Below are 20,109 nucleotides of genomic sequence, written 5' to 3'. Positions count from 1 at the left end.
AATTAATTAGTAATTAAACAACTATGTTCGATAATTTAAGTGAAAGACTGGAACGGTCATTCAAGATTCTGAAAGGTGAAGGCAAAATCACCGAAATCAACGTAGCGGAGACGCTGAAAGACGTACGCAAGGCACTTCTTGATGCCGACGTAAACTACAAGGTAGCAAAGAATTTCACTGATATGGTGAAAGAGAAAGCACTTGGCCAGAACGTACTTACGGCTGTGAAGCCGAGCCAGTTGATGGTGAAGATTGTGCACGACGAACTTACCCAGTTGATGGGTGGAGAGACGGCCGAAATCAATATCGACTCCCGTCCGGCAGTTATCCTGATGTCAGGTTTGCAGGGTTCGGGTAAGACTACCTTCTCCGGCAAGCTGGCACGCATGCTGAAAACCAAGAAGAACCGTAAGCCGTTGCTGGTAGCTTGTGACGTTTACCGTCCGGCAGCTATCGAACAGTTGCGTGTGTTGGCAGAACAAATCGAAGTTCCGATGTACTGCGAACTGGATAGCAAGAATCCGGTAGAAATCGCGCAACACGCCATTCAGGAAGCCAAAGCCAAAGGATATGACCTCGTCATCGTCGATACCGCCGGACGTCTGGCAGTAGACGAACAGATGATGAACGAAATCGCCGCTATCAAAGAAGCCATCAACCCGAACGAAATCCTGTTCGTGGTAGACTCCATGACTGGTCAGGATGCCGTAAACACAGCGAAGGAATTTAACGAACGTCTGGACTTCAACGGCGTGGTACTGACCAAACTCGACGGTGACACCCGTGGTGGTGCGGCCCTTTCTATCCGTTCGGTAGTGAACAAGCCAATCAAGTTTGTAGGTACTGGAGAAAAGTTGGAAGCAATCGATCAGTTCCACCCTGCCCGTATGGCAGACCGTATCCTCGGCATGGGTGACATCGTTTCATTGGTAGAACGTGCACAGGAGCAATATGACGAAGAAGAAGCCAAACGCTTGCAGAAGAAGATTGCCAAGAACCAGTTCGACTTCAACGACTTCCTCAGCCAGATTGCCCAAATCAAGAAGATGGGTAACTTGAAAGACCTTGCTTCCATGATTCCGGGAGTAGGCAAAGCAATCAAGGACATTGATATTGACGACAACGCTTTCAAGAGCATCGAAGCCATTATCTATTCCATGACCCCGGCAGAACGTTCCAACCCGGAAATTCTGAACGGCTCACGCCGCACACGCATCGCCAAAGGTAGCGGAACAACAATTCAGGAAGTAAACCGCTTGCTGAAACAATTTGACCAGACCCGTAAAATGATGAAGATGGTGACTGGCAGCAAAATGGGCAAGATGATGCCGAAAATGAAGAGATAAAAGAAAGAATCATTTCTAAATTCCAAATAGAAAGAGGGAGCCACGGCTTCCTCTTTTTTTGTAACCATAGATTAATACCGGGTGGCATCTGATCGCCCTCACCCGGCAAGTGCAAACCGTACAGACTAAGGGAGTATTATATCTAGTCTTACGGTCGATAGTGTTAATTCAGCAATGAACCACTCAAGTAGTTCACTTAGTTGACTAAAATGGTTTAAATACTCCACATTAGTAGTTCAGATAAACCACCATGGTGAGCTGTTATTAGGTCGGCTTCAAAAACATGACAAACAGTAACTTATATCATGTCGACAATCAATAATGTATATGCAGCATTGGTAATTGATAACCATCCTATCTTTCTGTCTTGATTACAACTGAGCCGTTAAGGATGAGGGTGATTGGGGCGGGTGAAGAAAGAAGAAGATAAGCTGTCATTGCTGAAAGTCTTTGGAAAATAATCATTTCCGGCATTATGACCGGCAAAGGACAAGGCTTCCCGACTTCGGTAGCCCACAATGCCATCAGCATCCAATTGATGTTCCGCCCGAAAGGCGGTTACCGCCTGCTTTCTTTTTTAGATAACAACTTTTTATGCTCTAATCTTTTTGGACAGTTCAGTTATTTATTTTACTTTTGCCCATCACCAATAAATACTCTGACAATATGACTCTGATAGACGGAAAAGCCATTTCCGAACAAGTGAAACAAGAGATTGCAGCCGAAGTGGCCGAAATTGTGGCTCGTGGCGGAAAACGCCCGCACCTGGCAGCTATCCTTGTGGGACACGATGGTGGCAGCGAAACGTATGTGGCCGCCAAAGTAAAAGCCTGCGAAGTATGCGGATTCAAATCCTCACTTATCCGTTACGAAAGTGACGTGACCGAGGAAGAACTGCTAGCCAAAGTGCGCGAACTGAATGAGGACGACGATGTGGACGGCTTCATCGTGCAACTCCCGTTACCGAAACATATCTCCGAGCAGAAAGTAATTGAGACAATCGATTACCGTAAAGACGTAGACGGCTTCCACCCGATAAACGTAGGGCGTATGTCCATCGGGCTTCCCTGCTATGTGTCCGCTACTCCCAACGGTATCCTCGAACTGCTGAAACGCTATGAAATAGAGACTTCGGGCAAGAAATGCGTCGTGCTCGGACGCAGCAACATCGTCGGCAAACCGATGGCTGCACTGATGATGCAAAAGGCTTATCCGGGTGACGCCACCGTAACCGTATGCCACAGCCGCAGCAAAGACCTGGTGAAAGAATGCCAGGAAGCTGATATTATTATCGCTGCTTTGGGACAGCCAAACTTCGTGAAAGCCGAAATGGTGAAAGAAGGCGCAGTAGTTATTGATGTAGGTACTACCCGCGTGCCGGACGCTACAAAGAAATCCGGATTCAAACTGACCGGCGACGTGAAGTTTGATGAAGTGGCTCCGAAGTGTTCATTCATCACTCCCGTACCGGGTGGCGTCGGGCCGATGACGATTGTATCGTTAATGAAAAACACACTCCTAGCCGGTAAGAAAGCCATTTATCTATGAGGCACACACTGTTTCTGATAATCATGCTTCTCTCCCTGTCCTGCACCTCACGGTCGCAGGCAAGGAGAGATTCTATTAATACTACCTCAGCGGACAGCCTTTCCGCCATTGACAGTATTATACCTGCCGATACGCTCCGACTCCTTTTCGTAGGAGACTTAATGCAACATCAAGGACAAATCAATGCCGCACGGACTGCAAAAGGCTATGATTATTCCACTTGTTTTGAATATGTCAAGGAAGAGATAAGTAAAGCCGACCTTGCCATCGCCAACCTGGAAGTCACGTTAGGCGGAAAACCTTATAAAGGGTATCCGGCTTTCAGTGCACCGGACGAGTTTCTGACTGCCATCCATGATGCCGGATTCAATGTCCTCGTGACTGCCAACAACCACAGCCTCGACCGCGGCAGGCCCGGATTGGAACGTACCATCCAACTAATCGACACATTGAAGATTCCTCATGCCGGAACGTATATCAACTCCGAAGCACGCGAAAAAGAATACCCTCTCCTATTAGAGAAAAACGGATTCCGTATCGCCCTGCTCAATTACACGTATGGTACAAACGGAATCCCCGTCACCCCGCCCAACATCGTGAACTATATCGACACGGCGATTATCGCAAAAGATATAGAAGCTGGCAAAGCCCTGAATCCGGACGCAATCATCGCCTGCATGCATTGGGGGATAGAATATCAATCCTTGCCGGACAAAGAACAGAAGTTCCTCGCCGATTGGCTGCTCCGAAAAGGTATCGACCACGTAATCGGTTCGCATCCGCACGTCGTACAACCCATCGAAGTCCGTACGGACAGCCTGACAAACGACAAGCATCTTGTTGTCTATTCACTAGGGAATTTTATCTCCAATATGTCTGCTCGTCGCACGGATGGCGGACTTATGGTAAGGATGGAATTAGTAAAAGATAGTACCACACGTCTCAATAATTGCGAGTACAGTTTGGTATGGACAGCCCGCCCGATGCAATCGGGAAAAAAAAATCATCAATTACTCCCCGTCAACCTACCGGCTGATTCAATTCCGTTACAAGCACGTAACTCTCTGAAAATCTTCACGAATGATGCGCGAACCCTTTTCAGTAAGCACAATCGGGGAATAAAAGAATATACTTTTTACGAAAAAAAGTAGCAAAATCTTTTGGAGATTAAAAGATAATATCTATCTTTGCACCGCGTTAGAGAAACGCAGACATGGTGGATGTAGTTCAGTTGGTTAGAGCGTCAGATTGTGGTTCTGAATGTCGCCGGTTCGAGTCCGGTCTTCCACCCAAAGAGAAGTCCTTGTAAGTTAGATACTTATAAGGACTTTTTCTTTGTTGGTAAAGCATCATTCAGGTGCAGAAATTAGGCTAAATTACCCCTTTAAAGTATAGTTGTTGGTCTATTGTTGTTCCCAATAAACCAATGTAACATATTGACTATCAAAGCTGAAGTCTTAAAATCTAAGCAAAAAGTTGATAAAACTTATAACGTAAAGATTAGGCTAACCTACAACAGAGAGGTTAAGAGGTTGGCTACTCATATCTTTGTAAGAGCAGAAGACCTGACTAAGGACTTCAAGTTAAAGAACCCTAAGTACATCAAGGAAGCTGACAGATTGGTCAGATACTATGAAGAGTTATGTATGGGGCTTCCATTGGAGGCTTCCAATTTAACCTTAAGTGATGTACTTGATTATATCCAGAAAGAGAAGGAAAAGAATACTCCTATTGACTTTATCCAGTTCTGCAAAGACTGGTTAACAACTACAGAGGTCAAAGGTAAGAGGAATTATCAAACTGCCCTCAATGCCTTCATTGCCTTCTTAGGAAAGGACAAATTAAATACTAACCAAGTTACCAAGTTGTTAATGATGGAGTTCATGGAATACCTTCACAAGAAAAGGGCTAAACAAGTAGCAGAACTTCAGAAGAAAGGAAAGAGAATACCCTCTAACAGAATGGTATCACTGTACACTAGTAGCATCAGACATCTATTCAATGAAGCTAAGAAGAAGTACAATGATTATGACAGGAATCTCATTAGGATACCTAACTCACCTTTTGAGAACTTGGTGATACCAAAGCAGGAAGCAACTAGGAAGAGAGCATTATCAGCAGAGTTAATTAAGAAGATATGGGAATTACCCTATATCATTAATGCTAATGGCAGGGAAAGGTTATGCCCCTTTAACCTAGCTAAGGATTGCTTTATCCTTTCTTTCTGTCTTATAGGGATGAACTCTGCTGATTTGTATAACTGTAGTGAACTGGAAGATGGTTCAATTACCTATTACAGGACTAAGACTACAGACAGAAGACTTGATAAAGCTAAGATGAAAGTAGATGTTCTTCCTGTCTTACTACCTTTAATGAAGAAATATGAAGATTACACCCAGAAGAAGGTGTTCTGCTTCTATCATCTCTATTCTACTTTCAAGAACTTCAACAGAGCCATCAATCTTGGGTTAAAGCAAATTGGCAAAATACTGAAAGTGGATGATTTGGAATACTATGCTGCAAGGCACTCATGGGCTACATTAGCTGTTAATAAAGTAGGTATAGATAAGTATACAGTTCATGCTGCCTTAAATCATATTGATGAAGCTATGAAAGTCACTGACATCTATATTGAAAGAGACTTCAAGATAGAGAATGAAGCTAACAAGAAGGTGGTTGAGTATGTATTTGGTAGTTATAGTGAGCTGCCTAGTCCAGAAGTGAAGTAAGTTTAACACAAAAGAACCTCTGTAATTGATTGAATTATGGAGGCTCTTTAGTATATTTGTTCACTTACAATCTATATACTAATTACAAACTAAGTGAGACATGAGCATAGAAGATGAACTGGCAAAGGAAATAGCAGGACTTGATAGTAGCTTCATAGATGAGTTATACAATCTCCAGATTCCTGATGAGAAGACCAACCTGTCAGAAGTTATAACATTAGGCACTACTCCTGTATCAGAAGAGCACTCTAAAGAGGTTAAATCTTCCATAGTTGAAAACCAATTAGAAGAGACAGTACCTAATACTTATGGTGACTTACATGATGCACCTGTAGAGTACATTGAGATATTATCCTCTGGGAAAGTAGGAGAAACTAAAACCATACCTCAAGATACAGTAATAACTAGTTTGGATAACTTGCTATTTGGCAGAGCACCAGAAGTAATAAGAGAAGAAGTTGGTGACTCCTTCTGGAATCTGGCTAACTTCATAGATAAGATGCCTCATGGTATTATAGACAAGAAGATACCCGGCATTGGAGCTACTACCCTTGAGATAAACTCAAAGAGAAATTCAATCATAGTCTTTCCTACTAAGGCTCTGGCTTATGGTAAACACTCAAAGCATCCTAATACATTATATGTAGGTAGTGAGATTAAAGGTGAAAAGGAAAAGGTAACTAATCAGCAGATTGAGGAATACCTAGCAAAAGATGGATACAAGAAACTTCTAGTAGTTGCAGACAGTCTAGGTAGACTATTAGGTATCATAGGAAAAGAGAACTACAAAGACTATTTCCTTATGGTTGATGAGATTGATGTTCTCCAGACTGACAACAACTTCAGACCCCAATTGGAGAATGTGATTGACTACTACCTTATGTTCCCATTAAAGAACAGATGTATGGTAACAGCTACTATGAAGGAATTCAGCAATCCACACTTAAAGACTGAATGTAGATTTCCTATAACATGGAAATACAATACCCATAGAAATATAGACTTACTACATACAGATAATGTCACACAGGCTGTCATAGAAAAGGTTATCTCCCATCCTACAGAGAAGGTGTTCATTGCCTATAACTCCATACTCCAGATAAGAAACATTATATCATCACTAGATGAAGAAACCAGAAAGGAATGTGCTATCCTATGTAGTGAGGCATCCATAAAGGAAGCAGGAGAATACTTTGCACCTAAATTGGGGGACAATAATACCTTACCTGCTAGGATTAACTTTGCCACCTATTGCTACTTCACTGGTATAGATATAGAGGATAGTTACCATCTAATCACTGTATCAGATGTAAGAAGAAGTCACTCAATGTTGACCTTAGATAGAATGACACAAATACATGGTAGATGCAGAAAGGATAATGGAATACTAAGTGAAACTATCATATATAACACCTTAGGATATGTATCAGTAATGGAAAGTATGGAAAAGTACACTGCCACTCTATTAAACAAAGCCCAAAAGGTACTCAAAGTACTTGAATCGGCAGATACTATCTCACAGGGGGATTATACCTTGACTGATCTATTTGCAATAATCAAAGAAGCCATAAGAGAGAAAGCACAAGAAAGAATTGCAGGGAATGAGTTAATTAACTTGACTAGAAAGGATATATATGGAAAGAATGTACCTGCCTACCTCAATATAGATTACATCATTGAAAGAACCGACTTATATGCCTCATATTTTATGCCTGAAACCTTGAAAGAAGTACTAGGTAAACAGGTTAACATCATTAGTTATAAATCCCTACCTTATGGTGTTTCTCCAGAGCAAAACAGCATAGAGAAAACCAATAAGGATGCACAGAATAAGTTGACAGATAGTTACATTCAAGAAGCCATAGATAACATCAAAGTATTATCAACCACAGGGCAGTTGAATGACAATACTTTGTACTTATACATTAGGCAAAGTAGAAGCAGGACAAAGATATTCTTAGAGAGATTCATTAAGCTCTACAAATATGTTGACCTTGATAGTTTGCTACATCAGCTATGGGAGATTAGAACAAGTAACAATATAGCTTACAAGAATCTCAATAATGCAGTTATGTATTGGGCACTAGATGAAGAGCATCCTTTCAAGGTTGCAATAAGAAGAAGTTTCACCTTAAATAAGAGCTATTCAGCAAGTGAGATACAAGAGATATTAGCTCCTATAGTCCAGTATCATCTACATAAGGTACTGAAACCTAGAAAGTATGTAGCCTTATTGAAAAGCATATATGCCACTGACAGGACATCTGGGAATAAGTACACCATCAGAGGAGAGAATCCAAGAGGTTTTAAAGAACATACTGGCAGGATAGCTACCAAAGAGAATAATTTGTTAAAGCTATTTATGTTATAGAAGGTTAATATGTAATCAGATAAATGATAAGAATATTGGTATTATAGACTTTATTTACTATATTTACACTTGATAATCAGATGGTTATAGGAGTGACACATCTCTAATATGACATTAGCTATCAACAGAAGCAACCTTAGGGTCAAATATCACCCTATACTAATTACCTTTAATCCTTTATTACTGTAGGTAATTAGTATGGGGTGGATTTTGACCCCTATAAAATCAGAATTAATGACAACAGTTAAACAATTCACTATCATCCCCATTGAAGCTTGCAGGTACTTCAATCCAAAGCAGCTCTACCTATTAGCAGGTCTCTATATTAATGCTTATCCTCAAAGGGAAAGCAACTACATGACAACAGATACTACTTTCAGCCAGTTGTCAGAGCTTACAGGAGTAAGTACAGATTATATCAAGGATTCCTTTATCCCCAGACTAAAGGAGCTAGAAGATAAAGGATATGGAGTAAAGACTATACAGCCGCAAAAAGAGATTAGAAGGAATATCTATTATCTACCCAATCCTCCTAAGAATTTCAGAATTATATGGGCAGAGTTATTCAGTGACAGCTCTTTAAGTCCAGAAGAGAAAGGAGTTATGATAGGGTTATACTGCCTTTGTGTTAACAAAGAGTTCAGGATAGACCTATCAGACAAAGCCATTTATAGCCACTTAGATATAGCAAAGAACACATATAAAAAGTATAGAGACTTATTGATTGAGAAGAAAGTAATCTGGTCTTCTTATGATGTTCCAATGGCACTATCATGGACTGAACACATGGAAGCTAAAGTCCTTCTGTACCCTCACTTGGGTTACAATACTTGGATAGACAAAGTTATATCACATGTACCAGATGATGATGAAATCAAGCATTACCTTGATACTATTAATGATGAATGAATGATACATACCCCAATATCCCCTGTTTTCCCACCAGAAGGCAGGGGATTGCTTTATATGTACATAACTAATATATAACACTTCTTACTGTCACCTGATATAGTATACCCTTAATATTTTTTATTTTTTTTCTTCAATTTGATACTTACAAGTGTACTCTAAGTCACAAAGTCTCCCTCCCCTTACCTTAGGAGTGGGATAGTCCCCCTATGCATATTGGGGATTATTGGATTTACATTATAAGTTCATTACAGTTAGCTCATTACCCCACCATAGTAACTGAATCAACAGCAGCAGAATAGTCTGTCTGCACAACAATAAAATACAAGATTATGGAAAAGTTAAAGTTCTTAGAGACAGTGACAGTGAATGAGTTCAAGGCTCAAAAGGGAGTCAACAAGATTGAGGTAAAACAGAATCCTCATACAGGTAAGTGCTTCTTTGTTTATGGCTGTGAAACTGGTGCAGTAAGTGACAAGTTTCTCAATGGAGAGGTTACCAATCCTGTTATCTCTCAAGTATGTTCACCAGATACAGGTGACATGTTCTATATGCTGCATCAAAGAGGTGAAGGTGGAGCTATGACATTAGCAACTTTATGACAGGTCTCAATGTTGACCTCAAGGAGGCAAGTTTATTAGGACTTGCTTCCTTTTTTCTTTATAGACTGTGTATAACAATTAATCCTATTCAGATATGTTGAATTTAAGAGTTTCATCCAAGAAGCAGGCTAAAATAAAGCTTGCTTTACAAGGCTGTGCAGGTTCAGGTAAGACCTATTCTGCATTGCTTTTAGCTTATGGTTTATGTAATGACTGGACTAAGATAGCCATTATTGACAGTGAGAATGGAAGTGCTGACCTTTATGCTCACTTAGGTGCTTATAATGTATTAAGTCTAAGTGATAACTTTACACCTGAAACTTATATACAAGCTATTGAAATATGTGAAGGTGCAGGTATGGAAGTTATCATAATTGATAGCATCTCACAGTGTTGGGATAACTTGCTTGAATACCATGCAGGATTACAAGGTAACAGCTTCACTAATTGGCAGAAGGTGACACCCAGAATCAATGCTTTCATGCAGAAAATTCTACAATCCAATAGGCATATTATATGCACTATGAGATGCAAACAGGACTATGTTCTAAGTGAGAAGAATGGCAAGATGATACCAGAGAAAGTAGGGCTTAAAGCAGTCATGAGAGATGGTATAGATTATGAATTTACCATAGTATTTGATATTAATATGAAGCACCAGACTATTGCATCTAAAGATAGGACAAACCTGTTCATAGGTAAGCCTGATTTTACCATTACACCTGCTACAGGTCAGATAATACTTGATTGGTGTAATGATGGTGTCAATTTGGAGATGATAAGGAGCAAGATTAACAGCAGTAAAACCATTGAAGAACTGACTGCCATCTATCATGCTTATCCTGAATGGTATCAGCAGTTAACATCAGAATTCATGCAGAAGAAAGCAGCACTTCAGGTACAAAAGAATCAACCAACTATTAACTATACCCCTAATTACATTAGATATGGAAATAATGCAGTTGCAGCCAGTCAGAGCTAATCTGATATACCCTAATAGAATCAACAAAGAAGGCTCTCATGTTCAAATAGTTGAGCCAATGGAAGTCATCAACACAGGTATTATGTCAACAAATCCTGTAGAAGCTGATTCCATAAGCACCAGAGAAAGTAATAAGTTACCTTTTATTGAAGCTAATACAAAGGAAGTAACCATGCAGTACCTCAAAGAGGAATGTATTACACCTGTGTTTTCTAAGGACAATGAGGTTACTATATCACACTCCAGTTTCATTGAAACTGTATGGGAAGCAGCTAATAAAGTCTTCTCCAATGAGAGAATAGAAGAACCTGCCATTAGGGTAAGCCATGTTATCAAAGGCAGAATACCGGAAGCTATTCATAAGCCAGTAAATCAGCTACTGGAATCTGATAAAACCATCTACTTTGAGAGAATGATGTTCTGTTTTGAGATACCTACCATATATGAGGATATTGCAGGTAACAGACTGAATTTAACCATAGGTGGAGTAAGAGCTTATAATCACATGAATCTGTACAGCAAGAAGAGTGCAGAGAAGTTCAAGGTGTTCATTGGCTTCAAAAACTTAGTCTGCTGTAACATGTGTGTATCAACAGATGGTTACAGGTCAGAATTAAAGGTTATGAGTACAACTGAACTATTCAATGCAGTGGTGAGGCTGTTCCAAGAGTACAATATAGCCCAACACTTGTATTATATGTCAGCTTATAAGGATAGCTATATGAGAGAGTCCCAATTTGCACAATTCTTAGGTAGATGCAGATTATATCAATTCTTACCTGTAGACCAGAAGAAGAAGTTACCACAGATGCTAATGACTGATACCCAGATAGGATTAGTTGCCAAAGCATATTATAATGATGATAACTTTAGCACCCTTTTGGACAGCAGGGAAATTAGCATGTGGAATGTGTACAACTTACTAACTGGAGCTAATAAAAGTAGCTACATTGACAACTTCTTGGACAGGTCACTTAATGCCACTCAATTGGCTGAAGGACTTAATAAGGCTTTATATGGTGAGAATGAATATAGTTGGTTCATTAATTAGTGTATCTTATGGACAGTATAATGAATGTAGCAGAGGTTCAATTGAGCTATAAAAGCAATGTCAAATCATCAACTAGATACAAGATAAATAGCTCACAAGATGCCTATGAACTATTGATAAAGTACTTCCCTGATGATACAATAGAATACAAGGAAAGCTTTAAAGTAGTACTGCTTAATCAGTCTAACAGAGTACTGGGTATAGTACCTATTTCAGAAGGTGGAATATCTGCAACTTATGTAGATGTGAGGTTGATATTACAAGCTGCCTTATTGGCTAATGCAACACAGGTAATATTGGCACATAATCACCCTTCTGGAAGCATGAAACCCAGTACTTTGGATGATGCTTTGACTGAAAAGGTCAAGAAGGCAGCAGAACTCATGGAGATTCATGTAGCAGACCATGTAATCTTAAGCCCAGAGAAGGAATACTACTCCTATTATGATGAAGGAAAACTATAAATACTTAACCTTCTAAGCTCTACAATATCCTACCTTCTATTAAATCCATTCCCCTCTACTGTTATTATACCATTATGATGGGAAATTTCTCCTGTCTCACTTTCTTACATATTATATATACAAAGTAAGTGATGCTGAATGGCAAATCAGGGGATGGTTTAATAGAGGTTGACTGCCTCTTCTAATATAGGTTAATGGTATTTGATTACAGGATAGAGAGAAGTGCTGCTATAATAACTTAACCACTTGAGGTTCGGTGAAGTATGTAAACATGAACTACATTAGTAGTTGGTAAGTTAGACTAAATTAAATATTGATTGAATTATGTGTGAGATTATCTTGATTCTGGTAGGCTTTGTTCTCACCAGTATGATACTTAAGGATTAAGAGGTTATATGCCTCTTACTATGTGTTTTATTGTTGTTGATAGCCCTAGTTCTGTAATGGACTGGGGCTTTAACTAGTGTATATATGACAGCATTAGATATGATATTACAGTGGCTATTATTGATAGTAACTGGTGCTCTATTTATCAATTTAGCATATAGAAAGTAAATAATTAAGCTTACCTTTGCATTATAAGGATATAGCCTACACCTATGGTACTAATCTGACTTGAAACCTATTAAATTATGGCAGTCAAATGATGAAGTATTATTGGAAAGTTTTATCTTTGCAACAGTATTAATTAAATGACAACTAATGAAATAGAAGTTTAACAAGACATATTAGCTAAAGAAGTGTTTGCTTCTTACTTGTGACAGTCCTAAAATTACCACCTTGAAGACTAACAATCACAGCAGTAAGTAGTGGATACTCATACCATTAGGTGTGGGCTTCCCTTATATTGTGTGATTGTAGGTATGTGGTAATACCTTGGACTCCCAATAAGGTTAGGCTCACACTTTCTTTTGTAGTATGCTACAAAAGGAAAACAATATGATAATACTCTCTAAAACATTTCAACTCTTCTTCATCTCCTCTGATGGATATTTCAGAGGCAGGTATCTACCTACACCAGACTTAGGACTTCCAAACTCAAGTGAAGTTGTTAATGGTATACTCATAGCAATACCATTAATATTGATAGGATTTCTTATACTAAAGTCTTCCAATGAGAAGCTAGGTTACTTAGGGTCAATAATGCTTATAGGAGGTATAATTTGTTTACTACCATTACTCGCTTGGATAGCCTCTATTGCTTCATCTTTATTATCTATAGGAATAATACTGGTAGTAGTACTGGCAGTAATATGTTTAATATACAACCTGATTAACAAAAAGCAAGAATGATGAAAAGTACATATTTAATATTGTTGGTTATATTAGTCTCTTCATGCCAAATCAATTCCCAGAGACAAGATGAAGGAAATCAAAGTATTAGTAATCTTAAAGACATTGCCTATTATCAAGAAAGAGGTTATCAGATATTTCAAGAGTATGGTTTTACCATTAAAGCTCCTTGTCTTCTAGAAGATGTATCACAGCAAGTTTCTGGAGAGTTTCTATTAAATTATGGAGGCATAACAGAGAAAGATAATCCAGATAAAATAACATTTTATCAATTAGCAGTAAATAGACTTCCTGTAGGATATAAAGATATACCAGCAGATAAATTAAAGAGTGCTATTGATAGCAAGATTAGAGATGCTATGAAACACTTAAAGAATTGCAAACCAATCTTATTTGGTTATGAGGAGTATCAAGGATATATAGGAGAATGTACTACTAAGGGATATAATCAAAGAGGACTTATGTTTTCTAAGGATAATTATATCATTTGTTTAACTGTTATATCCAATGATAATATTGAAGAGAAGTTCAATAGATTTACAAATTCTTTTAAAAGCATTAAAGATCATGTAACCCAAACTTCAAGTATAAACAATGGGACTATTAAAAGTGATGATAAATCCAAAGTAGACAATGTTCATTTAGGAAAACTATATTCTAATGAGTACTTCTCTATAAAATACCCTACCACATGGCAGATAGTTCAGGATGACAACCAAGTAACTGGTAATACAACTGTCTCTGTTCAAATTATGGAGAAATTGAAGAATGACCATGACTTTAGACCTAATATCAACGTCATTGTCTCCAAAAAGAAATGGAGTGAACCTACCTCTTATTTAGCCCAGAATACAATAGCTCAAAATAAGCAAATAATGGACAGTTATCACCTACTAGAACAGAATGATGACATCTACATAAACAACTGTCAAGGAAGTATGATAGACTACACCTTTAACATTCAAGGGTACAAGTTGCATGGCATACAATACATAGTAAAAAAGAAGGATAACACAACCTTTATCATTACTGCAACAACAGATGCAGATGCAGCAAGGAACAGTAAACAAAAGGTAATTGCAGAGACAATGATTAACTCACTTAAACTCAAGTAATATGAACAAAGAAGAACTACAAACATTAACCATTGAACAGCTCAATGGAATGACAGAACAGGCACTAAAGGCTGTTGCTGATGAAGTACTGGAAAAGCTAAATGAGACTGAAATGGAGAAACTTCCCCTTGAGGTCAAGAAGAAGCTCAACTTGAAAAGGAAAAGCATCTGGTGCAGTGCTGAACTATGGATTTCATTAATACTTGGAGCACTGGCTATGAGTATAATGCAGTCTATCATGGGTAAATAATAACATCAACAATTAATATATACATATATGAGAATACTTACTCTTGTTCTATCTCTGTTAATTTTCAACCTCAATATACAGGCTCAAAGTAAAGAAGAACCTAAAAACAACTTAAATAAAACCTTAGAACAACTTCAAATAACATTTCCAAACTTACAATACTGGGGAACAGATAACAATGTTGTAAGATATAAATATGAAGATAATATACTGTTTGAATTGAAGAATAATAGGGTTATTAGTGAATTTATGACAGTTGAAGGAGAAGGTAATTATTCCTATGACTGGTATACTGCTATGACTAATGCTTTTTATAAAACAAACTACACCCACATTTTAAAGGGTGATAATGGGAATACTTTTATATATTCTTACTTTTCAGTCTATATTAGTTATTCTGACAGAAGCAATACAGCTAGTATAATGTATGATTTATTGCCTAAATATAAATAGAACTCATGGATTTATCTTACGGGATATGTAAAACTAAACTCCCTATTATCCTAGTTGAAATAGAAGATAAGTATTTATGTTTCATCTTGGATACTGGAAGTACCTGCAGTCTGATAGACAGTACTGTAGTAGAATATTTCAAGGATATAGTAGAACCAGTTGGTGACTATTGTATCAGTGGGATAGAAGGAACTAAGCACAAGGTAGATATAGTTACTCTATCTTTTAACTTTGAAGGTCAGATATATAAGCCCAAGTTCTGTGTAACACCTCTACTAGATGCTTTTAAAAGTATTGAAGAAGAAAATGGCATACAGGTACATGGACTACTAGGCACTGACTTCTTACTGGAGAACAAGTGGGTGATTAATTTCAACAAACTAATAGTAAGCAATTATGAATAAAATAAGAAAAACAATACTCCTTATAATATTAGCAATAGGACTTGTAGTAACAGCAATTATACTATATAACCATCAGGGGTCATCAGATACTCAAAATTATATAGCTAAAATAGTACCTCTTGAAATAAAGTATATAGTAGATCTAAGTTCTGTTGAAAATAAAGGGTATAAACTCTCATATATGGATTATAAAAGTCCTGAACTTACAGCTAGAGTTATTATAGATAATGCCAGAGATTATATAATGCTATTTATGGAAAAGAATAACTATGATGAGGGTGACTTTCATCCAAAAGTATCACTATTTAATGAGTATTCTCCAGTGCTTATAATAACAAGAGACAACAAGGTGTATCTTAAAATGAAGAAAAAAGAATAATTATGAAAGCAATAAGACTTATGTTATGGTTATCCTTACCATTATAGCTACATCTCATCTATAGAGAAGGTGTTCTAAATAAATAGAAGTGTAATGTTGGATAAATCAGACTGATTTACTACATTTGCATCAACCACTTTAACAGATTAAAGTATGGAAAGAACCTATATTAATGAATTCCACAAGCAATGGATAGAGAGCACTCTCAAGTCAATAACCTCTTGGCAGAAGCAACCAATCTCATTAGAAGAGAAAAAGAAGCAACAGGAAATGTTGAACCAGCAGAAGGCTATAAGAGAAGGCAAATTGAAGAGCTAAAACTATTTGCTACTCAACATAACTTATGGATTAACATAAACTCTCTCCCCTTATCTTACCTTAGTAAAGGGGGAGAAAATGAAGTATTCACAGGTCATGAAGATATTGTATTCAAGTTAAACAACTTTGAGTATGCAGGTGAAGACCTTGAGAACTTCTTCATTAGGATAGAAGCTCATAACGTATTCTTTAGCAATGTCACTTATCAGATGATTGGCTTTGCTTATAACAGTCAACATGAGTTTTGTGCTGTGTTAGTTCAACCTTATGTCAGAGCTAAAAGAGAAGCTACAGAGGAAGAAATAGCAGAACACATGCAAGCATTAGGCTTTGAAATGGTCTATGAGGATGAATATCACAATGCAGAATATGAGGTTTTTGATGCAGTACCTAATAATGTGCTGTATGGTATTGATGACAAGCTTTACTTCATTGATACCCAAATCAGATTTAGACCTATTGAGATAACACTTTAAATAAATTTAGTTATGAAACAGAAGCAGGAAACTTAGCACAGTCCAAGTGCTATTAGTAGTATGATACTAGCATAGCAGTAATACTACTATTGTTGGTCTATAGTTGTTCTATAGGCTGTTAAGAGAAAGTATAAACAAACTAACAACTATTAAAGATAAAGGTGTTACTATGCCTGATTGTGGTTCTGAATGTCGCCGATTCGACTCCGGGCTTTCCCCAGATATAAACCCTTTGTAAGTTAGATACTTACAAGGACTTTTTCTTTGTTGGTAGAGCATCATTCAGATGCTAAAAACAGAATATAAATTACCCTATCTGCCACACAGACCAAATATATTCTTTATATTTGTAGCGATATTCGCACTAAAATTAATACCATATATGGAAAATAACAAGAAACTAACACGCTCTTCCAACCGCATGATTGCGGGAGTATGTGCCGGAATTGCCGAGTATTTCGGTTGGGACCCGACTTTACTGAGAATAGTATATATATTGGCTACATTCTTTACTGCTTTCGCCGGAGTAATCATCTATATTATTTTATGGATTGTTATGCCAGCAAAAATGCCGTCAGACGGATATGAAGACCGTATGAATAACAGACTACATTAAAAATAAAAGCCTTGCCCGATTTTTGTCAAATGACAACCAATCGGGCAAAGCTCATTTTATATGGTTTCTTCACAAAAGACTAATATAATTCAAGTCCGAATTCCTCTTTCAGTTGCATCAAAGCCTGGTTCTTCTGTGCCATCATCTGAAACTTCTCTACACGTCCCACCGGGCGTATCGTTTCTGCCGCTTCACTGACCCTCACTGTCATTACGACCTGGCTATTCCTCAACCGGACACGAAGATACTCCTGCAATTCAGGAATCAAGGCAGTAAAGTCTTTCGCCGCCATTTCATTATCCACCACAACTTCAAAAGTCGTCGAGTTTTTGAATAATGCCGGACGAAGCATCTGCATACGCTTCATTAACGCATCCTGCTCTTTCGGCAACTGTGCTGCATATTCCTGCCAATAATAGTTCAAGTCACGGTCGTTGAATATCAAATCCTCTTCCGGTTGCATCTGCACCTTAGGAGCAGTAGTTGCAGCCGTATTCTGAGTCTCCTGCCCACGCTGCGGATTCTTGATAGACACGCCCAGACTGGACATCTTCATTACTGGAACTTTCCGCTGTTCTTCCCTTACCGTCTGGGGAATTCCTGCTCCTTGTGACGGAGTTGACGAAGCCGCCACATTTGTTGAAGAAGGCGGTGCGGACTGTGCCGCCGTAGGCATCTGCGGTTGACGGGCAGCAGTAGCGTAACCAGCAGCCTGTGTTGAAGTTGAAGACGGATACGAATGAACAGAATTCTGCTGAGCCGGGCTTGCAGAAGCAACCTGCGGCTGCTGAGCTGCGGCAGGCTGTGTGAATACGGGTTTTATAGTCTTCTTAGGGCTACGCCCACCGCCACCGTCATCCTCCCCGGTGGTAAGCTGTGCAACCTGTATCAAGGTCAATTCTACCAACAACCGCTTGTTCTTGCTGATGCGGTAATTCAAATCACATTCATTACAAAGCTTCATCGCCCGATACAGGAAAGTCAACGGGCATTTCTGCGCTTGTTCCTGATAACGTTGGCGTATGCTCGCCCCCACTTCCAACAAAGGCAACGTCACCGCATCTTTGGCTACCAGCAAGTCACGGAAATGAGAGGACAAGCCGGTTATAAAGTGGCTTCCATCGAAGCCTTTATTCAATATGTCATTAAAAAGCAGCAGGGCGTCGCTTACCTTGTTTTCGAGGAAGCAATCCGTCAGACGGAAATAATATTCGTAATCAAGTACATTCAGATTGTCAATCACGCTCTTGTACGTGATGTTGCCACCCGTAAAACTCACCACTTGGTCGAAAATAGACAATGCGTCACGCATACCACCGTCCGCTTTCATCGCTATCACGTTCAATGCTTCCGGTTCCGCAGTGATTGCCTCTTTCGAAGCTACGTACGACAAGTGGTTCACCGTATCTTCCACACTAATCCGGCTAAAATCATAAATCTGGCAACGGGAAAGGATGGTCGGAAGAATCTTATGTTTCTCCGTTGTAGCCAAAATAAAGATGGCATGACGGGGCGGTTCTTCCAGCGTTTTCAGAAACGCATTGAAAGCGGATGCGGAAAGCATATGTACCTCGTCGATGATATATACTTTATACTTGCCGATTTGTGGCGGAATACGCACCTGTTCCACCAACTGGCGGATGTCGTCTACCGAGTTGTTGGATGCGGCATCAAGTTCGTGGATATTGTACGACCGCTGTTCGTTGAATGCCACACAGGATTCGCATTGGTTGCAAGCCTCGCCGTCGGCAGTGGGCGTCATACAGTTTATCGTTTTGGCAAAGATACGTGCGCAAGTAGTCTTTCCCACTCCACGCGGCCCGCAAAACAAATAGGCATGAGCCAGTTTCTGGGTGGCAATCGCATTTTTCAGCGTAGTGGTCAGCGCCCGCTGCCCTACCACTGACTCGAACGTGGACGGACGGTACTTACGGGCTGATACAATATAGTTTTCCATATCCGGGATTCTCTCTGTTTTTTGAGTTCAGTGCAAATGTACATAAAAAAGTGATAAGTAATAAAGGATAAGGATAGAAGTTTTGAAGCCGAAGCGATAAGTTTTTAAGTTATTAGTTTTATCTTTGCGGAGATTAAAAGGAGAAGTCATGGGTAAACTAATCAGTATTTGGAATTTCATATGCAGGCGTAAGTATCTCATTACGGTCGTTGCATTTGCCGTTATCATAGGTTTTCTGGACGAGAACAGCTTGGTGCGTCGTCTCGGATATGAACGTGAAATCAGCCTATTGAAAGAAGAGATAGAAAAGTATCGGATGGATTATGAAGAAAACACGAAGCGTCTCAATGAAATAAGCACCAATCCAGACGCTATCGAGCAGATTGCCCGCGAAAAGTATCTGATGAAGAAACCCAACGAAGATATTTACGTTTTTGAAGAATAAACAATGAAACAATTAATACCCGCTTTTTTCGCCGTCGGCGCTATAATGACTCTTACCGGAGCTGCCGTATTTATAACCGGATGGATTTACGCCCCCTATATATACACTATCGGAGCCGGATTCATCGCGTTGGCGCAAGTGAACACGCCCGTCAAAGGAAAAAGCAAAACTTTGAAACGCCTGCGCATTCAGCAGATATTCGGAGCATTGGCACTCATACTGACCGGAGCTTTCATGTTCGCCACACGCGGCAATGAATGGATAGCTTGTCTTACTATTGCCGCTATACTCGAACTTTATACCGCCTTCCGTATTCCACAGGAAGAAGAAAAGGAAAGGGCATAAAAAAAGCCCGTTCATAGCTTCACAGTCTTGAACAGGCACCAACACAAACAAAATTT

General features: G+C 39.1%; 22 protein-coding genes and 1 tRNA gene. 21 read left to right on the top strand and 2 right to left on the bottom strand.

Annotation, left to right across the window (positions count from 1 at the left end):
* Positions 1-23: 23 nt before the first annotated feature.
* Complete coding sequence (gene ffh / locus CLIN57ABFB40_RS02960) at positions 24-1,346, top strand: signal recognition particle protein (protein ID WP_175628812.1); 1,323 nt, start codon at positions 24-26, stop codon at positions 1,344-1,346.
* 385 nt (positions 1,347-1,731) lie between these two features.
* Here the strand turns inward: ffh and CLIN57ABFB40_RS20430 are convergent, their stop codons facing one another.
* Entirely contained in the window at positions 1,732-1,863 is a 132-nt protein-coding gene (locus CLIN57ABFB40_RS20430; RefSeq protein ID WP_262886943.1) for a hypothetical protein, read from the bottom strand.
* 149 nt (positions 1,864-2,012) lie between these two features.
* Between CLIN57ABFB40_RS20430 and folD the strand changes: the two genes are divergently transcribed.
* From folD to CLIN57ABFB40_RS02870, 18 genes are all read left to right on the top strand, one after another.
* Entirely contained in the window at positions 2,013-2,894 is an 882-nt protein-coding gene (gene folD / locus CLIN57ABFB40_RS02955) for a bifunctional methylenetetrahydrofolate dehydrogenase/methenyltetrahydrofolate cyclohydrolase FolD (protein ID WP_175628811.1), read from the top strand.
* Entirely contained in the window at positions 2,891-4,045 is a 1,155-nt protein-coding gene (locus tag CLIN57ABFB40_RS02950; protein ID WP_175628810.1) for a CapA family protein, read from the top strand. The genes folD and CLIN57ABFB40_RS02950 overlap by 4 nt, the downstream gene beginning before the upstream one ends.
* A gap of 64 nt (positions 4,046-4,109) precedes the next feature.
* A tRNA-His gene (locus tag CLIN57ABFB40_RS02945) sits at positions 4,110-4,185 on the top strand.
* 142 nt (positions 4,186-4,327) lie between these two features.
* Positions 4,328-5,623 carry a phage integrase SAM-like domain-containing protein gene (locus CLIN57ABFB40_RS02940; protein ID WP_175630328.1) on the top strand — a complete coding sequence of 432 codons (1,296 nt, stop codon included), beginning with the start codon at positions 4,328-4,330 and terminating at the stop codon, positions 5,621-5,623.
* Between the two features lie 100 nt (positions 5,624-5,723).
* The gene (locus tag CLIN57ABFB40_RS02935) at positions 5,724-7,994 is read left to right on the top strand and encodes a DEAD/DEAH box helicase (protein ID WP_175628809.1); all 2,271 of its coding nucleotides are present in this window, start codon (positions 5,724-5,726) and stop codon (positions 7,992-7,994) included.
* A 234-nt stretch (positions 7,995-8,228) separates the two neighbouring features.
* Positions 8,229-8,903: a hypothetical protein gene (locus tag CLIN57ABFB40_RS02930; RefSeq protein WP_175628808.1), complete on the top strand. Its 675-nt coding sequence runs from the start codon at positions 8,229-8,231 to the stop codon at positions 8,901-8,903.
* Between the two features lie 332 nt (positions 8,904-9,235).
* Positions 9,236-9,505 (top strand): hypothetical protein, encoded by a 270-nt coding sequence (locus tag CLIN57ABFB40_RS02925; RefSeq protein ID WP_032847126.1) that lies wholly within the window; start codon positions 9,236-9,238, stop codon positions 9,503-9,505.
* Positions 9,506-9,599: 94 nt separating this feature from the next.
* The gene (locus tag CLIN57ABFB40_RS02920) at positions 9,600-10,487 is read left to right on the top strand and encodes an AAA family ATPase (protein ID WP_175628807.1); all 888 of its coding nucleotides are present in this window, start codon (positions 9,600-9,602) and stop codon (positions 10,485-10,487) included.
* Positions 10,453-11,538, top strand: coding sequence for a DUF3871 family protein (locus tag CLIN57ABFB40_RS02915; RefSeq protein WP_032850952.1), 1,086 nt, complete (start codon positions 10,453-10,455; stop codon positions 11,536-11,538). Before CLIN57ABFB40_RS02920 ends, CLIN57ABFB40_RS02915 begins: the two co-directional genes overlap by 35 nt.
* An 8-nt stretch (positions 11,539-11,546) precedes the next feature.
* Positions 11,547-12,002 (top strand): JAB domain-containing protein, encoded by a 456-nt coding sequence (locus CLIN57ABFB40_RS02910; RefSeq protein ID WP_032850951.1) that lies wholly within the window; start codon positions 11,547-11,549, stop codon positions 12,000-12,002.
* Positions 12,003-12,941: 939 nt separating this feature from the next.
* On the top strand, positions 12,942-13,295 hold the full coding sequence (locus CLIN57ABFB40_RS02905; protein ID WP_175628806.1) for a hypothetical protein: 354 nt from the start codon (positions 12,942-12,944) through the stop codon (positions 13,293-13,295).
* A complete protein-coding gene (locus CLIN57ABFB40_RS02900) occupies positions 13,292-14,410 on the top strand; it encodes a hypothetical protein (RefSeq protein ID WP_175628805.1) in 1,119 nt (372 codons plus the stop codon). Before CLIN57ABFB40_RS02905 ends, CLIN57ABFB40_RS02900 begins: the two co-directional genes overlap by 4 nt.
* Before the next feature lies 1 nt (position 14,411).
* The gene (locus tag CLIN57ABFB40_RS02895) at positions 14,412-14,660 is read left to right on the top strand and encodes a hypothetical protein (protein WP_151928289.1); all 249 of its coding nucleotides are present in this window, start codon (positions 14,412-14,414) and stop codon (positions 14,658-14,660) included.
* A 27-nt stretch (positions 14,661-14,687) separates the two neighbouring features.
* Complete coding sequence (locus tag CLIN57ABFB40_RS02890) at positions 14,688-15,113, top strand: hypothetical protein (protein WP_175628804.1); 426 nt, start codon at positions 14,688-14,690, stop codon at positions 15,111-15,113.
* Positions 15,114-15,118: 5 nt separating this feature from the next.
* On the top strand, positions 15,119-15,517 hold the full coding sequence (locus tag CLIN57ABFB40_RS02885; RefSeq protein WP_175628803.1) for an aspartyl protease family protein: 399 nt from the start codon (positions 15,119-15,121) through the stop codon (positions 15,515-15,517).
* Entirely contained in the window at positions 15,510-15,896 is a 387-nt protein-coding gene (locus tag CLIN57ABFB40_RS02880) for a hypothetical protein (RefSeq protein ID WP_175628802.1), read from the top strand. The genes CLIN57ABFB40_RS02885 and CLIN57ABFB40_RS02880 overlap by 8 nt, the downstream gene beginning before the upstream one ends.
* 188 nt (positions 15,897-16,084) lie before the next feature.
* Positions 16,085-16,690, top strand: coding sequence for a hypothetical protein (locus tag CLIN57ABFB40_RS02875; RefSeq protein ID WP_175628801.1), 606 nt, complete (start codon positions 16,085-16,087; stop codon positions 16,688-16,690).
* 382 nt (positions 16,691-17,072) lie between these two features.
* On the top strand, positions 17,073-17,306 hold the full coding sequence (locus CLIN57ABFB40_RS02870) for a PspC domain-containing protein (RefSeq protein WP_175628800.1): 234 nt from the start codon (positions 17,073-17,075) through the stop codon (positions 17,304-17,306).
* Between the two features lie 79 nt (positions 17,307-17,385).
* Here the strand turns inward: CLIN57ABFB40_RS02870 and CLIN57ABFB40_RS02865 are convergent, their stop codons facing one another.
* Positions 17,386-19,263, bottom strand: coding sequence for a DNA polymerase III subunit gamma/tau (locus CLIN57ABFB40_RS02865; RefSeq protein ID WP_175628799.1), 1,878 nt, complete (start codon positions 19,261-19,263; stop codon positions 17,386-17,388).
* A 148-nt stretch (positions 19,264-19,411) separates the two neighbouring features.
* Here CLIN57ABFB40_RS02865 and CLIN57ABFB40_RS02860 point away from each other — a divergent pair, with 148 nt between their 5' ends.
* Together CLIN57ABFB40_RS02860 and CLIN57ABFB40_RS02855 are read left to right on the top strand one after the other, a co-directional pair.
* Positions 19,412-19,708: an FtsB family cell division protein gene (locus tag CLIN57ABFB40_RS02860; RefSeq protein ID WP_175628798.1), complete on the top strand. Its 297-nt coding sequence runs from the start codon at positions 19,412-19,414 to the stop codon at positions 19,706-19,708.
* Positions 19,709-19,711: 3 nt separating this feature from the next.
* On the top strand, positions 19,712-20,053 hold the full coding sequence (locus CLIN57ABFB40_RS02855; protein WP_175628797.1) for a hypothetical protein: 342 nt from the start codon (positions 19,712-19,714) through the stop codon (positions 20,051-20,053).
* The last annotated feature ends 56 nt before the right edge of the window (positions 20,054-20,109 follow it).

The organism is Bacteroides acidifaciens (assembly GCF_903181435.1).
GTDB lineage: Bacteria > Bacteroidota > Bacteroidia > Bacteroidales > Bacteroidaceae > Bacteroides.
The sequence above is the reverse complement of the archived record's forward strand: the minus strand, read 5'-3'. Positions and strand labels throughout refer to the sequence as shown.